Annotated in this window: 17 protein-coding genes; 8 read left to right on the top strand and 9 right to left on the bottom strand. The window is 48.4% G+C overall.

Annotated elements, in window-relative coordinates:
- Positions 1–11: 11 nt before the first annotated feature.
- Entirely contained in the window at positions 12–383 is a 372-nt protein-coding gene (locus B2751_RS02995; protein ID WP_056060317.1) for a hypothetical protein, read from the top strand.
- Between the two features lie 42 nt (positions 384–425).
- Here B2751_RS02995 and B2751_RS02990 read toward each other — a convergent pair whose 3' ends face one another.
- Complete coding sequence (locus tag B2751_RS02990) at positions 426–1,241, bottom strand: SDR family NAD(P)-dependent oxidoreductase (RefSeq protein ID WP_290772705.1); 816 nt, start codon at positions 1,239–1,241, stop codon at positions 426–428.
- A 145-nt stretch (positions 1,242–1,386) separates the two neighbouring features.
- On the opposite strand from B2751_RS02990, the gene B2751_RS02985 reads away from it, so the two are divergent.
- Positions 1,387–2,847, top strand: coding sequence for an MDR family MFS transporter (locus B2751_RS02985; protein WP_290749052.1), 1,461 nt, complete (start codon positions 1,387–1,389; stop codon positions 2,845–2,847).
- A 43-nt stretch (positions 2,848–2,890) separates the two neighbouring features.
- Here B2751_RS02985 and B2751_RS02980 read toward each other — a convergent pair whose 3' ends face one another.
- Positions 2,891–3,790, bottom strand: a complete 900-nt coding sequence (locus tag B2751_RS02980; protein WP_290772700.1) for a DMT family transporter — start codon at positions 3,788–3,790, stop codon at positions 2,891–2,893.
- Positions 3,791–3,834: 44 nt separating this feature from the next.
- Between B2751_RS02980 and B2751_RS02975 the strand changes: the two genes are divergently transcribed.
- The 5 genes from B2751_RS02975 to B2751_RS02955 all read left to right on the top strand — a co-directional run bounded on the left by B2751_RS02975 (position 3,835) and on the right by B2751_RS02955 (position 10,906).
- Entirely contained in the window at positions 3,835–5,952 is a 2,118-nt protein-coding gene (locus B2751_RS02975) for a type IA DNA topoisomerase (RefSeq protein WP_290772697.1), read from the top strand.
- A complete protein-coding gene (locus B2751_RS02970) occupies positions 5,952–6,371 on the top strand; it encodes a hypothetical protein (protein ID WP_290772694.1) in 420 nt (139 codons plus the stop codon). Before B2751_RS02975 ends, B2751_RS02970 begins: the two co-directional genes overlap by 1 nt.
- 71 nt (positions 6,372–6,442) lie before the next feature.
- Positions 6,443–6,889 (top strand): hypothetical protein, encoded by a 447-nt coding sequence (locus tag B2751_RS02965; protein WP_290749063.1) that lies wholly within the window; start codon positions 6,443–6,445, stop codon positions 6,887–6,889.
- A 207-nt stretch (positions 6,890–7,096) separates the two neighbouring features.
- Positions 7,097–9,652, top strand: coding sequence for a sensor histidine kinase (locus tag B2751_RS02960; RefSeq protein WP_290772692.1), 2,556 nt, complete (start codon positions 7,097–7,099; stop codon positions 9,650–9,652).
- 144 nt (positions 9,653–9,796) lie between these two features.
- The gene (locus tag B2751_RS02955; protein ID WP_290772690.1) at positions 9,797–10,906 is read left to right on the top strand and encodes an MFS transporter; all 1,110 of its coding nucleotides are present in this window, start codon (positions 9,797–9,799) and stop codon (positions 10,904–10,906) included.
- Positions 10,907–10,958: 52 nt separating this feature from the next.
- Here the strand turns inward: B2751_RS02955 and B2751_RS02950 are convergent, their stop codons facing one another.
- The 6 genes from B2751_RS02950 to B2751_RS02925 all read right to left on the bottom strand — a co-directional run bounded on the left by B2751_RS02950 (position 10,959) and on the right by B2751_RS02925 (position 16,868).
- Positions 10,959–12,131, bottom strand: coding sequence for an MFS transporter (locus B2751_RS02950; RefSeq protein ID WP_290772688.1), 1,173 nt, complete (start codon positions 12,129–12,131; stop codon positions 10,959–10,961).
- A gap of 114 nt (positions 12,132–12,245) precedes the next feature.
- Positions 12,246–13,274 carry an ABC transporter permease subunit gene (locus B2751_RS02945; protein WP_290772685.1) on the bottom strand — a complete coding sequence of 343 codons (1,029 nt, stop codon included), beginning with the start codon at positions 13,272–13,274 and terminating at the stop codon, positions 12,246–12,248.
- The gene (locus B2751_RS02940; protein ID WP_290772682.1) at positions 13,274–14,134 is read right to left on the bottom strand and encodes an ABC transporter permease subunit; all 861 of its coding nucleotides are present in this window, start codon (positions 14,132–14,134) and stop codon (positions 13,274–13,276) included. The genes B2751_RS02945 and B2751_RS02940 overlap by 1 nt, the downstream gene beginning before the upstream one ends.
- Positions 14,135–14,163: 29 nt before the next feature.
- The gene (locus B2751_RS02935) at positions 14,164–15,231 is read right to left on the bottom strand and encodes a DUF58 domain-containing protein (RefSeq protein ID WP_290772679.1); all 1,068 of its coding nucleotides are present in this window, start codon (positions 15,229–15,231) and stop codon (positions 14,164–14,166) included.
- Positions 15,232–15,237: 6 nt separating this feature from the next.
- A complete protein-coding gene (locus B2751_RS02930) occupies positions 15,238–16,161 on the bottom strand; it encodes an AAA family ATPase (protein WP_029341157.1) in 924 nt (307 codons plus the stop codon).
- A 17-nt stretch (positions 16,162–16,178) separates the two neighbouring features.
- Positions 16,179–16,868, bottom strand: a complete 690-nt coding sequence (locus B2751_RS02925) for a hypothetical protein (RefSeq protein WP_290772676.1) — start codon at positions 16,866–16,868, stop codon at positions 16,179–16,181.
- Positions 16,869–17,049: 181 nt separating this feature from the next.
- Between B2751_RS02925 and B2751_RS02920 the strand changes: the two genes are divergently transcribed.
- On the top strand, positions 17,050–17,664 hold the full coding sequence (locus B2751_RS02920; RefSeq protein ID WP_290772673.1) for an NAD(P)-dependent oxidoreductase: 615 nt from the start codon (positions 17,050–17,052) through the stop codon (positions 17,662–17,664).
- 46 nt (positions 17,665–17,710) lie between these two features.
- Here B2751_RS02920 and B2751_RS02915 read toward each other — a convergent pair.
- Positions 17,711–18,172: alpha-amylase domain-containing protein (locus tag B2751_RS02915; RefSeq protein WP_290772670.1), on the bottom strand; the 462-nt coding region annotated here is incomplete at its 5' end.

Genomic DNA, 18,172 nt, shown 5'->3' with positions numbered 1-18,172 from the left:
AGGGAAGGCATATGCTGGGATCATCGATTTCGCTTGCTTATGTCGTCATGTTACTCATCGTCTCGAGCGTCGGCTTAGTGTTTGGTAGTATTTTGTTGATGAAAGGTACTATTAGAGGACGCTACGCCGCTTGTTACTTACTCGCTGCCTCCGTTTTCCCGGGCGCCATGTTGATTACCTCATCAGAAGGATTACAATGGCAATATTTACGATTCGAGAGTTCATGGTTCCTCGCGATTGTTTCCTGGTTACTCGTCTTATCGACGGGGTACCTCGTCTCAATCACGGGTGCGCTCGTCGTTCGTTATCTGTATCATTATACGATGACATTTGATCGCGTCAAACGTTATGTGACGCGACGCTTTCGTCATCGCGAAGCGTAAATACAAAAACGGAAGAACCAGCTATCTGGCTCTTCCGTTTTTTCATGAATTCGCGTACAGGAGATCTTCTTCTGTCGAGGATTCTTGCTGGCGAGCAGGATCTTGAATTCGACCTGTCATTTCTGTCAGGAGACGGCGTGGCAAGAGACGAGACAAGGAAACCATGGCGCGGTTGCTCGCACCTGGAACGACGACACGGCGTCCTTTGAGCATGCCACGGTACCCAGCGAATGCGACGAGGTGTGACGGCATACTCTTGAACGGTAGCGTGATGTTCGCCCGGTCGAAGAAGTTCGTATCGGTCGGTCCTGGGCAGAGACAAGTCACACTGACACCCGAGCCGTCGACTTCTGTCGCAAGTGCTTCCGAGAACGACAGGACATAGGCTTTCGTTGCATAGTAGACACTCATGTATGGTCCTGGCATGAAGGCAGCAACGGATGCGACATTCAAGATGCGTCCGAAGCCACGTTCAACCATTCCTGGTAAGAGACGTTTCGTCAAATCCGTCAAGGCGACGACGTTGACCTGGATCGAGTTAATGTCTTCTGTTGGATCGATTTCCGCAAAGCGTCCCGACGTGGCGAAGCCGGCATTATTGAACAATAGATCGACCGTCAATTCTTGTTCCTCTAAGTATTGCACGAGACGATCAACGCTGTCGCTTAGTGATAAATCAGCAGCGAATACATAGACTTTGATCTGATAGCGTTTTTCAAGGACCTGTTGAAGCTCCTTCAATTTTTTCTCATTGCGGGCAACAAGGACACAATCAAAACCATCGCGCGCCGCGAGAACAGCGAGATCCAGTCCGATTCCACCCGATGCACCGGTAATCAGTGCCGTTTTTCGTAACATAGGACATTCCTCCATTCGAAATCGTGAATCTGAGACTAGTGTATACCATTCCATACCGTTCCCGCGAATCCTGTTTCATAAGCATTTACTTTTCTTATCACTGGTTCAACCAGTATGATAGAACAGTAGAGGGGAAGTGGAACAAATGAGGAAAAAAGTAACCGTCGCCTTGTTGCTCGCGACGTTTTTAGCCGCGATTGAGGGGACGATCGTTGCAACAGCAACACCTGTCATGGCGAGTGAATTGAACGGGGCGAAATTAGTCAGTTGGATCTTTGCTGGGTTCTTGTTGTTCATGGCGGTATCAACACCGATTTACGGCAAAATGGCAGATTTATATGGTCGAAAACGGGTTCTGTTATTCGGGATCGGCGTCTTTACCGTCGCTTCGTTAGCCTGTGGACTCGCTCAATCGATGGAGATGTTGATCGTTTTCCGCGCCGTTCAAGGAATCGGGGCAGGAGCTGTATTGCCGATCGCGATGACGATCATCGGTGATTTGTATACATATGAGGAACGAGGGAAAATCCAAGGAGTGCTCAGTGCCGTGTGGGGGATTTCGGGTGTCGCGGGACCACTTGTCGGTGGATTCCTCGTCGAATCGCTTTCGTGGCGGTATATTTTCTTACTAAACGTACCGTTTGCCTTATTATCGTTTTTCATGATCGTCGTTTACTACAAAGAGACGGTCAGGGAAACGGAGCGGAAAATCGATTACCGGGGTGCCTTATTGTTTGCGCTCGGGATGAGTGCGTTTCTGTACGGTTTATTGTCGGGCAGTGAGTCGGAGACGTTCTTGCGGCCGATCATTCTAGCGAGCTTTTTCATTAGTTTCGTATTATTGTTCACGTTTTATCGGGTCGAGAAAAAGGCGAGCGATCCACTCTTGCCACCAGCAGTCATTCGCCATCCGGTCATTCTCGTGATCAACTTAGCGGTCTTCTTTTCCGCCTGGGTGCTCGTCTCGATGTCAGCGTATATTCCGATTTTTGCCCAAGGGGTACTCGGGAAGAGTCCGACCGAAGCTGGTTTCATGTTGATGCCACTGTCGCTTTTTTGGACGCTGACCGCCATCATCGGTGGACGGACGATTGGTGTCGCCTCACCCCGGTACCGGACGATGACAGGAATGGGGCTGCTGATCGTCGGTACAGTAATTTTATCGTTGATCACGCGCGAATCAAGTGATGTTTTTATCTATCTTGCCGTTTCGCTGATCGGAATTGGTTTTGGTCTCTCGCAACCCGTCTTCATGGTCGTCTTGCAGACATCCGTCGATTGGTCACTTCGTGGTTCAGCGACGGCCGTCAACTCGTTCTTGAGTACGACGGGACAGACGCTCGGTGTTGCGATTTTCGGTACGATCTTCAACCTATCAATCCTTCGCTCGTTTGCAGCGTCGGACACGCTTTCAGGGTACGCGATTGATCCATTCTTCCAATCGAGTACGGCAAAAACGTTCGGACAGGACGTGCAGTATGCGGCAGAACTCGCGTTATCACATGGATTACGTTACGTCTTCATCGGTGGAGTCGTTTGTGCCATTCTCGCGTTCGCGATGACATGGCGTTTACCGAAAGTTCGACCTGACGATCCACGATCGTAACGAAAAAGCGAACCAGGATGATGATCATCCTGGTTCGCTTTTGTCATGAGGAAGATTGACTAGTGGCACTTTCACGATGGGCGAGCTGTTCACGAATATCACGTTCATTGCGTCGGAGGAACAATCCGATTCCAATCAAGAGTAAAGCAGCACCGGTGATTTGAATCCATGTTAACTTCTCGTTAAACAGATAATACCCAAAGATCATCCCCCAAACCGCTTCACCAAGGATCGTGATGCTGACGATACTGGCACTGACACGAGCGAGCGCCCAGTTGAATAAATTGTGACCGAGTAACGTTGGGAAGACGGCAAGAAGAATATACAGCCACCAGTCTTGTTGGAACGCAGCGACGAGATTCGTTGATTGAATCAATGATAACAAAAGCAAGACGAGCGACGCGACAGCGTAGACACCGAACGAATAGAGATTCGTCGAAACGCTTGTGCGGACGTGTTGACCGAGCAACCAGTAACCAGCGACTAAAATCGTTGCGAGCAAAGCAAGACCGTCCCCGATCAAGGCGCGCATGCCGACGGCGATATCTCCGTAAGCGACGAGACCGCCACCGAACAAGGCGACAGCGACGAACAGGAGTGCCTTGCGCGACGGGTGTTGTTTGAAAAATAACGCGTTACCGGCAAGGACAAAAATCGGACTTGCGGTCACGAAGAGCGTTGAGCTCGCAACTGTCGTATAATCAAGAGAGAGAAACCACAGCCAAAAATGCCCGGCGAGCAAAATGCCACTTAATAGCATATGCCGAATCGTCGACGAACTGAGTTGCAAAAGTTCCTTCAAGCGAATGAGTGGGAGCAACAATAAGGTCGAGAACAGCATGCACACAAAGGCGACAGCCTCGATCGGGGTCTCCGCCCATTTGACGAAGATTGCCGATGTTGAAATAAAGAATAAAGCCATGAATAACGTAAAATAGGGCATGGGTACCTCCACATGTCTGAAGTAAGGAAATGAGGGTGAAGCGTGTGCAATTGATCATTGCTGAAAAACCAAAACAAGCTGAAAAACTGGCAGCTCCGTATCCGTCTGTGAAGCGGGACGGCTACATCGAAATCAAACCGTGTGACCGATTTCCGCAAGGGGCAAAACTCGCCTACGCGGTTGGACATTTATGCGAACTGCAGGAGCCGGCGCATTATGACGCCAAGTGGAAACGATGGAACTATGACCATTTGCCAATTATCCCGGAACGATTTGATTACCGACTGGCAAAAGGTAAAAGTAAACCGTACCAAGTCATCAAAAAATTATTGAATGAGCGGACGACGACTTCCATCATTATAGCATCGGATGCCGAGCGAGAGGGAGAGGCAATCGTCCGATTGATCTTACGTCTCGCGAACAACGCAAAACCACTGCAACGACTCTGGATTTCGAGTTTGACGCCTCAAGCCGTTGACCATGGGTTTGCGAATCTGCTTGATGGAAAGGAAACAGAGAACATCTTCCATGAGGCGATGAGTCGCGCTTGCGCCGATTGGCTGATCGGGATGAATGCGTCCCGTGCGTATACGACGTTACTGAAGAAGAAGGGCATCGCCGACGTCTTTTCCCTCGGACGAGTCCAGACACCGACGCTTGCACTGATCGTCGAACGGGAAAAACAGATCGAGGATTTCCGACCGGAGACATATTATGAAGTCGAGGCGGATTTTACGCGATACAAAGGAAAATATATCAATGCGCAGAAACAGACGAAGCTGAGTGATCGGGAACAGGCACAAGCAATCGTGGATCGGACGAAAGGAATCGGAATCGTCGCCTCCATCGAGAAAAAACGGCAGACGGAACGACCGCCATTTTGGTTCAGTTTATCGCTCTTACAAACCGAAGCGAGCCGACGGTTTGGTCTCGGTGCAAAAGAGACGCTCGATATCGCGCAAAAACTCTATATCCGTGGTTGGATCAGTTATCCGCGAACAGACTCGTCCTTCGTGACCAAAGAGGAAGCGGGACAGTTCCCAGTCATTCTTGATCGGTTATTAAAACAAGCGGAATATAGTCCAATCAAGGATGTCCTGACGAACAATCCGGCAAACGATAAACGCTACGTCAATCCGGCAAAGGTCAGCGACCACTATGCGATCATTCCCACAGAAGAGGCGGGTGCCGTCGCGAAGCTCTCTGGACGAGATGCGCAAGTCTACGATTTAATCGTTCGCCGTTTCCTTGCTGCCTTTGCACCGGACGCCGTCTCGGAGAAGACGGAAATCGTGACGACGCGTGAGATGGACCGTTTTTTGACACGCGGCAGTCGGACGATTGATCCGGGCTTTAAACAAGTCTTACAAATCGAATCAAAGGAAGTCGAATTGCCAGCCGTCGAACGAGGACAAGAGATGCCGATCAAAGGCTGTCGTCTGCTCGAGAAACAAACGGAGCCGCCGAAACGCTATACGGAAGGGACACTCATCCTCGGCATGAAAACAGCTGGTAAATTACTCGAAGATGAGCTGCAAGCGATTATGAAGGAAGTCGAGGGACTCGGGACGGAAGCGACCCGTGCCGGGATCATCGACGGACTAAAACGGCGGGAATACATCAAACTCGTCAAAAAAGAGATTCATCCGACGCCAAAAGGTCGGATATTGATCGATGCCGTGACGGGGAGTATTCTTGCTTCGCCAGAGATGACAGCGAAGTGGGAGAGCCGTCTCGAGCAAATCGGTAAAGGGGAAGCGTCTGCCGCCCAGTTCATTGAACAGGCGAAGAAACTGTCGGAGCATCTCGTCGTTGATGCCAAGCAACGGATCGAACAACTCGCTGTTGATCCGACGCAAGTCAAGAGTAAGTACCCGCGTGGTGCGACGAATCGTCCGGTCGGGCCATGCCCACTGTGTCAATCAGCGGTTCTTGATCGTGGGAAGTTCTATGGCTGCAGTGGATATCAAAAGAACAACTGTGGCTTTACGTTACCGAAAACGATCCTTGGTGCCCGACTGACGCAAACGGAAGTCAAAAAGGTACTCGCTGGACAAAAAACAAAGCCACTCGAGATGAAAAAAAATGCGCGCCAGTTTAAGGCGATGCTTTATCTCGAACGCGATCAATTAAAATTTGAATTCACGAAAGGGGAAGACTGATGCAATACGAACTGATTCAAAATCAAACGTTTCGTCCTGTCTTTGAACGACTTTTACAGGAAGGGCGCCGCTTGACGGTCTGGTTTCCGGATCATATCGAGGTACAGTCGGCAGAAGGACTCGTCGAAGAAGCAGAAGAACTATTCGGTGTGACAGCAGAAGTCATCGATGATCCACAATCATTCGGCAAGCATATCCTCCTCCCATACTTGACGGAAGTCGAGCACCGGGAAGATGGATTCATCCGCTATGAAGCTGAACTGACGGAGGAGTTACGTCAACTCGTACGCGAATTGACGTTACCGATGTTGACAGAGGGTGACTTTGAGGTGTTGTATTCGTATCAAATCGAGACGGAGACGGAACGGTTCTTCGTTGAAGACTGGTTCCAAGCCGAATTACAAAAACTACCTAACTAGGTGAAACTTTCTTGAAGAGGATAACGTAGGATAAGTGATCGTTATTATTCTATTCATTTGGAGGGCTCATCATGTTCACAGTAGCATTCATGGAAAGCGAATTGGGAGGCGACGGCTTCTTCTCGGGCATGCCGATTTTCATGGTCGGATTTTTTGTTCTCATCATCGGGTTCATTCTGTTCGGAGTTATCTCTGCAGCCTCAAAGGGAATCTCAACGAATTCATTGACGCAACAACTGCGCGAGCATGCGGCGCGTCTCGTCAGTCCGAATGAATCGGATGCACTGAATTACGTCGCTTACTTAGAAACGTTGACAAGTTTTCCGGTGGAAAAGACGAACCTTGAACCGTTACGGATTGCGACCGGTATTTTAAGGCTCATTCAAGGAGCAGATCAGATTTCTGAAACGACTGAAAAACAAGTCTTAGCCCAGTATTTACGACTTGGCATTTTGGATGCGGATCATTTAGCGGATGAACAGCCAGTTCGGAGCCATAGTCACCACCATCATCATTGAAAAGAGTCCTGCTGGGCTCTTTTTTTGTTGGAAACGATTGAATCGTGACATCTAATTGTCATATACAACGATTTAGATTAAAGTTGTATGAAATTGAAATCTTTTTGAGCAGAATGCTGTGTATCGATTGAAAAAAGTTTACAATGAATGGACGGGAATACCTTTATTGCTGGAGAAAGATAAAGGGAAAGGAGTTGAATTCCTTTAATGAAAACATGGCTGAATCGAACGATTGGACGGCAAATCATGTCTGCGTTTTATGTGATTTTTCTGACACTGCTGCTAACGACAGGTGGTGTCTACCTATATACGAAACAACAGGTGGATGAATCACGCCAAGAATTAAAGATGTTAAACGAACATCGGACACGGGCGACCGATTTGTACGAATCATGGCAAAGCATGCAGTACGAGATGCGTGGCTTCGTCTTGCTTGGTGACGAAGAGATGTTAAAAGAAATCGAAGCAAAGAAAAATGGCATCAATCGACAAACGACATGGTTCGAGCGCAATGCACGCTTCAAAGAAGAACGGCAGTATGCAACGGACGCACGGGAACTCTATACAGCGTATACCCAACGCGTCATGCCGAGCCTCGTCAATTATGTCGCGGCGAAAAAAGACGGCAAAGTGACGGAACCGTTCTTGAAGATGCCGACGCTTGGAAAGGTTACGAAATCAAAACCACTCGATCCACAGCGGAAGTTCAACATCAAGACGAAGAGTGCGGCTGATATGAGTTCAAGTATCGTTGATATGGAGACGGTCTTCACAAAATATCGTAATTCCTTAAACGATCAAGAGATGGCGGCGCAAGAGCAGCTTGGTAAACAAGTCAACTCGTCGCAAATTCTCGGAGCCGTCAATATTGCAATCCTCTTATTGATTACTCTCGTTTTCGTCCGACCATTCGTCCGCCGCTTGACGCGTCAGTTGCGTCAGTTGAACCGGGAAAGTGGACGACTCGCTAAAGGTGAGGATGCGACACCGATCGTCATCACGAATCGTCAAGATGAGATTGGTGAGTTGACGACGACGTTCAACCAGATGGCAGCCGCCATTTCCGGGCAAAAACATCAACTCGTCGCAAGTAACGACGAACTACAAAGTCAACAGGAAGAATTAATTGCCCAGCAAGAAGAACTTCAATCGCAACAGGAAGAACTCGAAGAAGCACTCGACATCACGTTACGTAACGAGACCCATTTGCGTTATCGCAATGAGTTGACCGAGACTCTTGCGTCTCGCGAAACGTTGACGGCGTATCCGGCGATCATCGAAAAATTGATTACGATCACCGATGCGGAGCTCGGAGCAATCGTCTTCCTAGAGCAAGACCGCTATACGGATCTCGTCTCTTACGGGATGACGGAAGCTCAGGAGCACCAGTTATTACATGCTTCGACGTCATTACTCGAACGCACACGTCAAAACAAGCGTGCTGTTCGCTCGACGAAACAAGTCGCGAGTCATCATCCGCTCCCATATCCGTACGCGATGTACGAAATCGTCGTACCGGTGATGGATCCAGCGACGAACACAATGATTGCAAGCATTTATCTCGTCCGTTACCGGGATGCCTTTACGGAAGAGCAGACGAACGAAATCTGGTCGTTCTCCCGTCAATTGGCACTCTCCTTGCTCCGGATGCGTGTCTTTGAAGAAGTCGAACGAGAACGGGAAAAGACGTCCAAACTTCTCCATTCGATTCGGGAAGCGGTCATCTATATCGAAGGAGAGACGATTTTTGCCAATAAACCATTGCTCGCTTTATTCCATCATCCGGCGCACGATCAAGTGGCGGAAGAAGGATTGATGACGCTCGACGTCAAAATCGAAGAGTTGGCAGTGCAAGTCGATCAACATGAGGCGTTCTTAACCTACATGGATCATGTCTGCAGTCAGGAAATTCCGACGGAGAGCTTGGCGTTGTCCTTGAACAAGGAAGAGCGATTCGTCACGCTGTATGCAGAGGAAATTCATTACGGTGGTTGTTTCCGCGGTACGATGCTCGTCTTACGTGACGTGACGGCAGAGACAGCAATCGACCGGATGAAATCGGAATTCGTCTCGACCGTCTCGCATGAGTTGCGGACACCGCTTGCCTCGATTTACGGCTACACGGAATTGATGCTCGCGCGCGACGTCCAGGAATCAAAACGTCAACGGTATCTCGAGACGATTCATGCAGAAACCGAACGGTTGACGAACCTCGTCAACGACTTCCTCGATGTCCAGCGCATGGAATCGAGTCAGCAACAATATGACTTCAAACCGCTTGATTTGACGAAAGTCATTCAGGAAACGGTCGAGTTCCATACGGCTTCGGCAAAAGATCACGAGCTAGTCCTTGATTTTGAAGAAACGACGACGGGGCGGATTCATGCTGACGAACAAAAAATGCGTCAGCTGTTCACGAACCTGATCAACAATGCAATCAAGTATTCACCGGATGGTGGTCAAATCACGATCACGATGCGTCAAGTCGAAGATCGTGTCCAGCTGAAGATCGAAGATGAGGGAATCGGCATTCCGCGTCACGCGTTACCACAACTGTTTAGTAAGTTTTACCGAGTCGATAATTCGGATAGTCGAAAAATCGGCGGTACCGGTCTTGGTCTTGCGATTTGTCAGGAAATCGTTCGTTCGCACGAAGGAATGATTCATGTCGAATCAACGGAAGGTGTCGGATCCGCGTTCATCGTCGAACTACCGATCGTCCAGTCCGTCGTACCGGTCACGGAATCGGCAGATGAATGTTAATGTCAAAAGCGTTCTTTGATTTTTTAATCAAAGGGCGTTTTTTTGTTGGTTTCATCTGCAAAACGGGAATTAACTACTACCAAATAGAAAGGAAGTGAGGAGATGCGGCGAAGCAGATGGCCTTGTTAAGTCCGACGATCACTCATGCTTTGGATCCTGATCGAAGCCAGTAGTTCGTTCATTCCAGCGTATGTGATTGAGCGCTTTTACTGGGAAGACCGGGGAATGAGCATTGCCGACGTCGTCATCGCAGAAATCGTCTTTGCTTGGGTCATGTTGATTGGTGAGGTTCCATTCGGTTTGTTATCCGATCGGTGGGGCAGAAAGCCGTTCATTCTGGCTGGTTTCGTATGTGAGTGGTTATCGTTTACGGTGTTGCTTGAAGCCTACTCATTACCTGCCTTCCTCTTGGCGATGGTCCTTGCCGGCATCGGTGGCGCAGCACTTAGTGGAGCGCTTGAAGCCCACGTCTATGAAACATTGCGAATGCAAAGGATAGAAGAGCGATTCGAGACGGTCTGGCGAGTGATTTCAATTAGTGGTTTATTGACATCAGGACTTGCGGCACTTGTCGGAAGTTACGCTGTGCGATCGGTAGACTTGATTTGGCACTATCACGTGTCATGGTGGATTTTGCTCGGAACAGTACTCCTGACGTTTTTCTTAAAGGAAGCAGCGCGAGAACAAGACGGAGAGACGAGTTCATTAAAGACATTGCTAAACGGTTTTTCGTTTCGACGCGTCTACGTCCGAATTCTTTGTCTTGTCTTGTTATACGGGGCGACGATTGATTTCGTTGATGAGTTTTGGCAACTCTATCTACGGGATCAAACGATACCGATGGTCCATTTCGGATTCGTCTTCGTGTTATTCCAAATCATGCAGGCGATTGGTGCGTCCTTATCTCGGTTCCGATCGCCCGTCGGATGGGCGATGATCTATATCGTGTGTCTTGCCGGATTGTCGGTTGCCTCTCCGCTCGTCAGTATCGGTTTACTCGGTATGCTGTACTTGTGCTATGGCTGGGCTGAGCCTTATGTGACCACGGTTATCCAAGATGTTGCGCCGACAAATGGACGCGCAACGTTTACGTCGCTGATCTCAGTCATTGAACGTTTAGCTGTGCTTGGAACCGGTACGCTGTTCGTCTTCGTCGAACGTGTCTTCTCGCTTCAGATGACCTATGCCGCGCTCGGTCTCGTCTCACTTATGTTGCTTCTGTTGTATAGTGTGACGCGCACGCGTCAGAACTGAATCAAAAAAAGGACAAAGGTGCATTGACCTTTGTCCTTTTGACTGTCATTTATTACGACACGTGTCGTTGCTCCTGAGAGGAATGTGCCAATAGCTGGCGAGCCGGTTGCCACATCAACAAGGAGAGGGCTCCTGCGAGCGCATAGACAAGCTCGATCGCAAACACATCGGCAAGCCATCCGAACAATAGACTGCCGAGGCAGAAACAGAGTGCATAAACGGTTTGTTGCACGCTATAGACATACGGTAACCGTTCGAGTGGTGTCGTCTTTTGCAACAACGTATTCAGCTCAATCGCCCGGACTTGACTCGCAAACCCTTGGATCAGACAAGCGATCACGGCAAGTGTGACGATTGGAGCGAAAGCAAACAAGAAGGTCGCAACAATCGAAAAGCCGATGCTGCGATAAAGCAACGAACGCGTTCCACGATGACGTAACATCATGTAACTACCGGCGATCATGCTCAGCAGATAGAAGGCATTTAGAATGCCCCACCAGCGTTCCGATAGCTGGAAATGTGTATCGATGTAGACGAGGAACAGAGCAGAAATCCAAGCCGTACTGACGAACGCATCGATTCCGACGAGATACGTGTTGGCTTTCGCGAATGGATGCGCTCGCGTGTAGCGAATACTCGACCGGAAGGAAACGTCTTCCCCTTCCATCGAAGGGTCGGGTAGAGAGCGGACGCTTCGATAGAACAGATAGCTGATGAGACTCGCACCTAAAAACAGACCGGCCGAGACGGACAAGACGGAAAGCGGCGATAACCAGCTGACCAGAATGGCGCCGAGCGGCCACATGATGAGCTGAATCACTTGATTCGAACCTTGTACGAGACTGTTAGCCTTTTGGACATCCTGACACAGTCGAGGGATGAAGGCACTTTCGATCGGACGAGCAAATCCGTCGAAGAAAGCGATACATCCAACGAGTGCGAGGATAAGTGGCAGTGGTAAATCAAGTCCCCAGATGATGCCTAAGAGAATCGTCTTGAGGAGTTGACTGCCGAACAACAAGGAGGCATGGGGAACACGTTGAGCGACTTGGGCGAATAAGAAGCCGCTTCCTGTCATGCCTGCTGTGACGAGAACGGGAAACAGGGCAGCGAGACTCGCTTGCCCTGTCGTTTGATAGATCATCGCGATCAGGGAGACGATATAGAGCGCATCTCCCGCATTCGCAATCCATTGACTGACCAATAAAAGCGTAAACCGGTTCATTCTGAATGACCTCCATATCGTACGTATTTAGTTAGGAGTGAGAATTCAGAATGACTTACATTGGACGCCCTCATTTCGTGTTTTTTTCTAGTGTAAGAGGAAAAAAATGGATTGTCAATCAGAATCGTGACGGGAGTTCCGGGCAACGAGTGTAAAGGGATCAACCATCGACGTCGCGGCAGCTTCGTCTTGAGCACGAGATGCCGACCCCTTGATTGGTTTTAGTTGCTGGCGGAATCGGAAAGCCCGTTCGAGTCGACTCATGAATAGATTGCTGAAGAAGACAATCAATGCTAGTCCAATCAGTGGAACGAGGAACATATGGTTGAGCCACGACGTCGCTGAAAACTGGTTGTAGTAATAGCCGAACATCGAGGACCACTCAAAGATCGTTGGCATGACACCCTCATATAAATTGACTGTTCCGGCGAAGAAAATACCTAAGAGCGATAAATGGATCAGCAACATTAGCGTTTGGATGAATTGTTGCATGAAGACGATCATCAACGTTGGAATGAGGTGTGGCAAAATATGGCGTCTGAAACGATGCCATGGACTACCACCAAGCGTCTGGGCGACTATCATGAACTCTTGACTAAGCAACTGACGAGTCTCAGCAATCAGGTAGAGTGATAACGAAGGTAGACCGAGTAAAATCAGGATGATCAATTCAAACGAGACACGATCGAATAATGATGGAACCACCGTCGAATCTATGAAAACAAGAGATGAAAATAAAAGCAGTAAAGAAACGAGAGACAGTGGTAAAACTAAAAACCCATCAAGAATAAGTTTCAAGTATCGATTGACACGAGCAGTTCGAAAAGCTAGCGGAATCGCGATGACCAGTGAAAGAAACATCCGACTAAGAGCAACGAGGATACAAATACCGACCGTCCACTTGAACCCTTCAATCATCAATTGAAAGAGGTCGTTGCCGGAACGGTCCGTACCTAGCCATTGATCACTTGACGGTTTTAAGGGAGACGTAGCAAGAAATGTGCCATCTTCAGCGTAACGATTCGAGATTTTATCAACTTGACCATCACGTAAGATCGTATTTCCGAAACTTAGGATCAGTAAAACGGTGAGCAAAAATAGACATAGCCAGAAGACAGGATCTCGCATTAGGGTGCGACGCATCAAATCCCTCCTTTCCAGGCGCTCGGGATCAACCATTCTGCAAGTAAATCCATGATGAAGATTGGTAAATAGATTAAGAACAAGACGACCATTAAAATCGGCATTTGCCCAAATTGAAGAACGAAACGAAACAGGCCTTGGACCTGAAAAGTGTACTCAATGATTAACAAACTTGATAGAATTGTAATAATATTGGCTCTGAAAAATAAATAAAACCGATAGACCATCGTCGGAAGTAAATGTTTCCAGAAAAGAGCGGTTGGCTGAATACCTTTTGCCCTTGCGAGTTCAAGGAACGGTGCAGATTCTTGTTCCAGTACTTGTGTCGTCAGCCATTTGATAAAGAAAAATAATGTTGTCAGCGTTAAGGTGGTAATCGGTAAGAAACGAATCGAGTCAGCATATGTTCCTGCAATCTCGATTTTGCTATATCCTGTCATTTTGAATAAATAGATGACGAGGAATTGCGAAAAAATGATCCAAAATAAGTCTGGAACCATCTCAAGTGTGCGTGTCGCCTGTTTCAATAGTGTCCGTGTTCGTCGACCACTTCGATAAAACAGATAGGCGTAAAGAATCGCACTGATCGCGGAAACGATCATTGCTATTGTAAAGATGATTAACGTCTCTTGAATATAAGGCTGTAAAGAAGGGAGTAATAAGACTTCTTTTTGAGCAGACACATTAAAATAAGTGATCTCATCAAGCTTTGCTAGTTGAGCGAATTGCTGTTTCAGACCTTCTATGTAGCTTGCTGGATTGAATTTCATTTGTGCGACGAGCGCCGGAAGGGCGCTGATCGCAATCAAGACAAAAAAAGCCACGATGAGCTGCATCGATTTTCGGGCGATAAAAGCCATGAAGTGAGAAACTCCTTTCTTTAGGGTCCTCAACCGATGGCGAGGATCCGGTCATTCCCAATTTGAATCAACTGACTATTCATATGCTTACGGCGAAGCACGTAGCGTTCGAAATGTTGCGTCGCGATGAACGAATCACGCGTCGAGACCGTCGAGAGGGTCATTAAGACATGCTTTAATTGTGGTTGGCCTTCTTGTAGCGAAAGATGCGTCATTCGGTTCGCTCCGTCGAGACGATTGAGAAATAGTTCGATCTTGCAGCCTTCCTTGATTAATTCACTGATCAGGAACGCTGCTTGTTCGATGAATGTCTCGAATTGTTGATGGAGCCCGTAACCGCTTGGTGCCGATAAATTCAAGGCAATCGTAAATGTATCCTGATTACTCGTTTCGAACACTTTTGCCTGCAATCGACCGGTCTTCGCTGTCGCATACCAATCGATCTCTTTTGACGGTTCTGCCGTATAGGGTTTTGCACCAAGCTGAACGAGCTTGTTCTTGAGTGGCGAGTACCGATCTGGTCGATCGCCGATCCGTAAACGCTGTAAAAGAAGCGGCGTCGCCTGCGCCGTCAAGGACGGTAAGACTGTAAACGACGGATACGTATCGAACGTAAAGAGATAGACGCCCATCTTCCAAGGCAAACGAATCGTCAAGATGATCTCATCGAACTCCGCCGGTCCGCGGCGAACCGTCTGAATCGGTATTGTTACCGCGTCTTCAGAGTCAATCACCGCATGAAACGTCGCCGGATGCAGCGGGTCCATCTCCGGGAAGATGACCCCACCATCCGTATGCAAACGAAGCGTCGCTTCGAGTCCGAGCTGACTTAAAGATTCGACACCGAAGACTTGTAGATGGAGCGATGTCTGTTCTTGGTTGAACATTAACGCTTCATAATGCTTCCATTCGATTGCCACGTCCCGTCGGAGCTGTTTTTCTGTTCGACCGACGACGAAATGAATCGTCGCCAAGGCGGCGAACAGAAAACCGAGGATCGACAGACGTGGAATGAAGAGGAAGATGAACGTCATCGCGACGTACAGTGGAAAGAGTCGGCGTTCAAGCCAAAACGGGACGGAACGTTCAATCTGCATGATTCGTCACCCCATCTCGACCGGAACCGGCACGTCGTCCAGAATATGCGTCAAGACAGCCGCTTTCGTCGTCTTGATTCCACCTTCAAGTGTCAGTGTCAGGCGATGAGACAGGACGTGTTTTGCAAGATATTTGATATCTTCCGGGATGATGAAGTCGCGTTGATTCAAGAACGCATAGCTTTGCGAGGCGCGAAGTAATGCAATCGCTCCACGCGGACTGACGCCGACTTCAATGAGTTCATGGTTTCGTGTCGCTTGGACGATATGGAGCAAGTAATCGAGCACGTCTTGTGATGCATGAACGCGGCGTGCCTCTTCCTGCCAGGAAATCAAGTCACCGCCTGACGCGATGCCGACAGCTGACCGACGGACGTTCGTCAGAATCTCAGACAATAAGCGCCGTTCGTTCTCGAAATCCGGATAACCGACTTCAATTGCGACCATGAACCGGTCGAGTTGGGCGTCCGGTAATGGGAACGTTCCTGCTGACTCGATTGGGTTTTGTGTCGCAATGACGAAGAACGGGGCGGGCATCTGATAGGTCGTTCCACCGATCGAGACTTGACGTTCTTCCATCGCTTCGAGCAATGCCGATTGTGTCCGCGGAACAGCACGGTTGATCTCATCAATCAAGACGACGTTCGCGAACAATGGACCGCGTTTATTCTCGAACTCCTGTGTCTTTAAGTTGAAGAAATCCGAACCGATGACATCTGATGGGAGAAGATCCGCCGTAAACTGAATCCGCGAGAAGGCACTTTCAAAGCTCTGAGCGAGCGCTTTGGCGAGCATCGTTTTCCCTGTTCCCGGTACATCTTCTAATAGAATATGTCCTTCTGCGATGAGTGCCGTCAGACAAAGATCGATGACGTCCGGTTTACCGAGATAGATGGAATTGAGTTGATCTTTTAATTGTTGTAGTTTCATAGGAAATCCCTCCAAGGTCAAATGGTTGAGTAGCGTGCTAGTTGTTGTTCGAAGCGTAGAATCTCATCGTCCGTGACGATCGTTTCCGACATGTCACCGTAGCGGATATTCCGATACAACTGAAAATCGACAGGGACCTCAATTCGACGTAACCAGTCTTCAAGCGTTTCGTTCGGACGACGTTGCTGACTGCGCGGTAAGTGTTGCTCAAAACGGATGACGAGATCACGGACACGTGAAGACGAATACGATGCATACAGATAAGATGATTTTCTTAAAGAAGCAGGATGAAAGATTGATTGAGCGAATGGAACGTCATCCGTTACGTCTCCTGTAGACCTGCGCCGTTTTTTCACGCGACGCGACTGAACGAGTTTCCAGACCATGAAACTAAATAAGCTGATTAAAATGACATATTGTAGATAAGAAAAAGGGGAGTCAGAGGCATCCGCTTTAAGGGATTTCCAGAGCTCTTTTGGACCAGGTCGTGGATCGATTGGTTCAAAAGGCATCTTGCCTTTTGTGTTAGTAGGTGAGTGACCGTTTTTAAAACTAATTTCGCCATTCGCTTCAGTTTCTGCAAGCAAAGGCTTTTTAAAAGGATCCGGCATGATGTAATGCGTGTAAATATACGTCGCGGTAGTTTGAAACAAGAACAGACTAATTAGAATGACACCAAGCGACATGATAAAGCGTTGCCGTAACACAAGCGATCCTCCTTCCTGTTTTTAAGGAAAAAATATCCATATGTACTTAGGGAGATTTTAGCATACTGTGTTAACAAATAAAAACAATTTTCTGAAAATAAAGACAAGGTGAGACGATTCATTTTCAAGTGGTAAGGGTATGATTGAATCAGTGGATCTTGAAAGAGAAAGGATGTTTCGTATGAAACTGATTATTTTTGGAGCGACTGGTCAAACTGGACAAGAACTGGTCAAACAGGCGATTGATCACGGGCATGAGGTCACAGCATTTGTCCGCAGTCCAGAAAAACTGACACTACATGACGAACGGTTACGAGTCGTAAAGGGCGACGTGCTCGATCAAGAAGCGGTAACAGCTGCTATTGCCGGGCAAGAGGCTGTCCTGACGGCTCTTGGCACAGAGAGTCTTGCATACAGTGGCTTTTTAGAACGGAGTCTCGTCCGGATCGTGACAGCGATGAAAAAGCAGGGCGTAGACCGAATTGGTTATGTCGCGTCTGCCGGTGTTGATGATGAATTACCGGGTGTACAAGGGATGCTCGCTCAGCGGATTCTGAAAAATCCACTGAAGGATCACCGCCAAGCGATCGCGCTTTTGCAACAAGCGGATTTGAACTATACGGTGGCCCGACCACTCCGTTTACTGAACGGTCCGTTGACGGGGCTTTATCGTCAAGCAGATACAGGTGTTCCGGAAGATGCAAAACAAATCAATCGTGCAGATGTGGCGCATTTCCTCTTACAAGCAATCGAGATAGAAGATCATATCAAATCGAGTGTCGGTCTCGCTGAATGAAGAAGAAAGGTCTCTCCCGTCATACGGAAAAGACCTTTTTGAATGCTTATTGTTGACGATAGACGGAGACCGAACCACCATTGACGAAGAATTGACCGTAGCCATCTTGGTTGATCGTGACCGATGCCGTGTTGTTTCCAGTGATATCCGTCCAGACTTCTCCTTTGTTCTGAAGGCCGACGTACATCCATTTGCTACCGCCAGGGCCGTCTGAGAGGATTGTTGCAAGACCGGATTTTGCCCGATCCGAGACACCTTCCCGTGTCCAACCGATGATGTCTTGGTTATCGAGGTAATCATTTTGTTTCCCGAACGCGAAGTCCTTCCGTGCTTTGAGTAACGGATCAATCTTCGAAGCGAGTGCTGGAATTTCGCGATTCGACGTACCTTTTGTACCATAGTAGTCACCATAGAAGACCGACGGATACCCTTGTTCACGTGTCAGAATCATCGCGTAAGCAAGCGGTTTGAACCATGACTGAACCGTTGATTCAAGCGATTGTCCAGG

This window comes from Exiguobacterium sp. UBA6282, assembly GCF_002440475.1.
In the GTDB taxonomy this organism is placed as follows: Bacteria; Bacillota; Bacilli; order Exiguobacteriales; family Exiguobacteriaceae; genus Exiguobacterium_A.
The sequence above is the reverse complement of the archived record's forward strand: the minus strand, read 5'-3'. Positions and strand labels throughout refer to the sequence as shown.

Excerpts from the sequence above, each read along its gene's own strand:
- B2751_RS02985 (WP_290749052.1), top strand. The coding sequence starts at position 1,387 with ATGAGGAAAAAAGTAACCGTCGCCTTGTTGCTCGCGACGTTTTTAGCC.
- B2751_RS02965 (WP_290749063.1), top strand. The coding sequence starts at position 6,443 with ATGTTCACAGTAGCATTCATGGAAAGCGAATTGGGAGGCGACGGCTTC.
- B2751_RS02920 (WP_290772673.1), top strand. The coding sequence starts at position 17,050 with ATGAAACTGATTATTTTTGGAGCGACTGGTCAAACTGGACAAGAACTG.
- B2751_RS02950 (WP_290772688.1), bottom strand. The coding sequence starts at position 12,131 with ATGAACCGGTTTACGCTTTTATTGGTCAGTCAATGGATTGCGAATGCG.
- B2751_RS02935 (WP_290772679.1), bottom strand. The coding sequence starts at position 15,231 with ATGCAGATTGAACGTTCCGTCCCGTTTTGGCTTGAACGCCGACTCTTT.
- B2751_RS02955 (WP_290772690.1), top strand. The coding sequence starts at position 9,797 with ATGCTTTGGATCCTGATCGAAGCCAGTAGTTCGTTCATTCCAGCGTAT.
- B2751_RS02940 (WP_290772682.1), bottom strand. The coding sequence starts at position 14,134 with ATGGCTTTTATCGCCCGAAAATCGATGCAGCTCATCGTGGCTTTTTTT.
- B2751_RS02970 (WP_290772694.1), top strand. The coding sequence starts at position 5,952 with ATGCAATACGAACTGATTCAAAATCAAACGTTTCGTCCTGTCTTTGAA.
- B2751_RS02990 (WP_290772705.1), bottom strand. The coding sequence starts at position 1,241 with ATGTTACGAAAAACGGCACTGATTACCGGTGCATCGGGTGGAATCGGA.
- B2751_RS02960 (WP_290772692.1), top strand. The coding sequence starts at position 7,097 with ATGAAAACATGGCTGAATCGAACGATTGGACGGCAAATCATGTCTGCG.
- B2751_RS02980 (WP_290772700.1), bottom strand. The coding sequence starts at position 3,790 with ATGCCCTATTTTACGTTATTCATGGCTTTATTCTTTATTTCAACATCG.
- B2751_RS02945 (WP_290772685.1), bottom strand. The coding sequence starts at position 13,274 with ATGCGTCGCACCCTAATGCGAGATCCTGTCTTCTGGCTATGTCTATTT.
- B2751_RS02995 (WP_056060317.1), top strand. The coding sequence starts at position 12 with ATGCTGGGATCATCGATTTCGCTTGCTTATGTCGTCATGTTACTCATC.
- B2751_RS02930 (WP_029341157.1), bottom strand. The coding sequence starts at position 16,161 with ATGAAACTACAACAATTAAAAGATCAACTCAATTCCATCTATCTCGGT.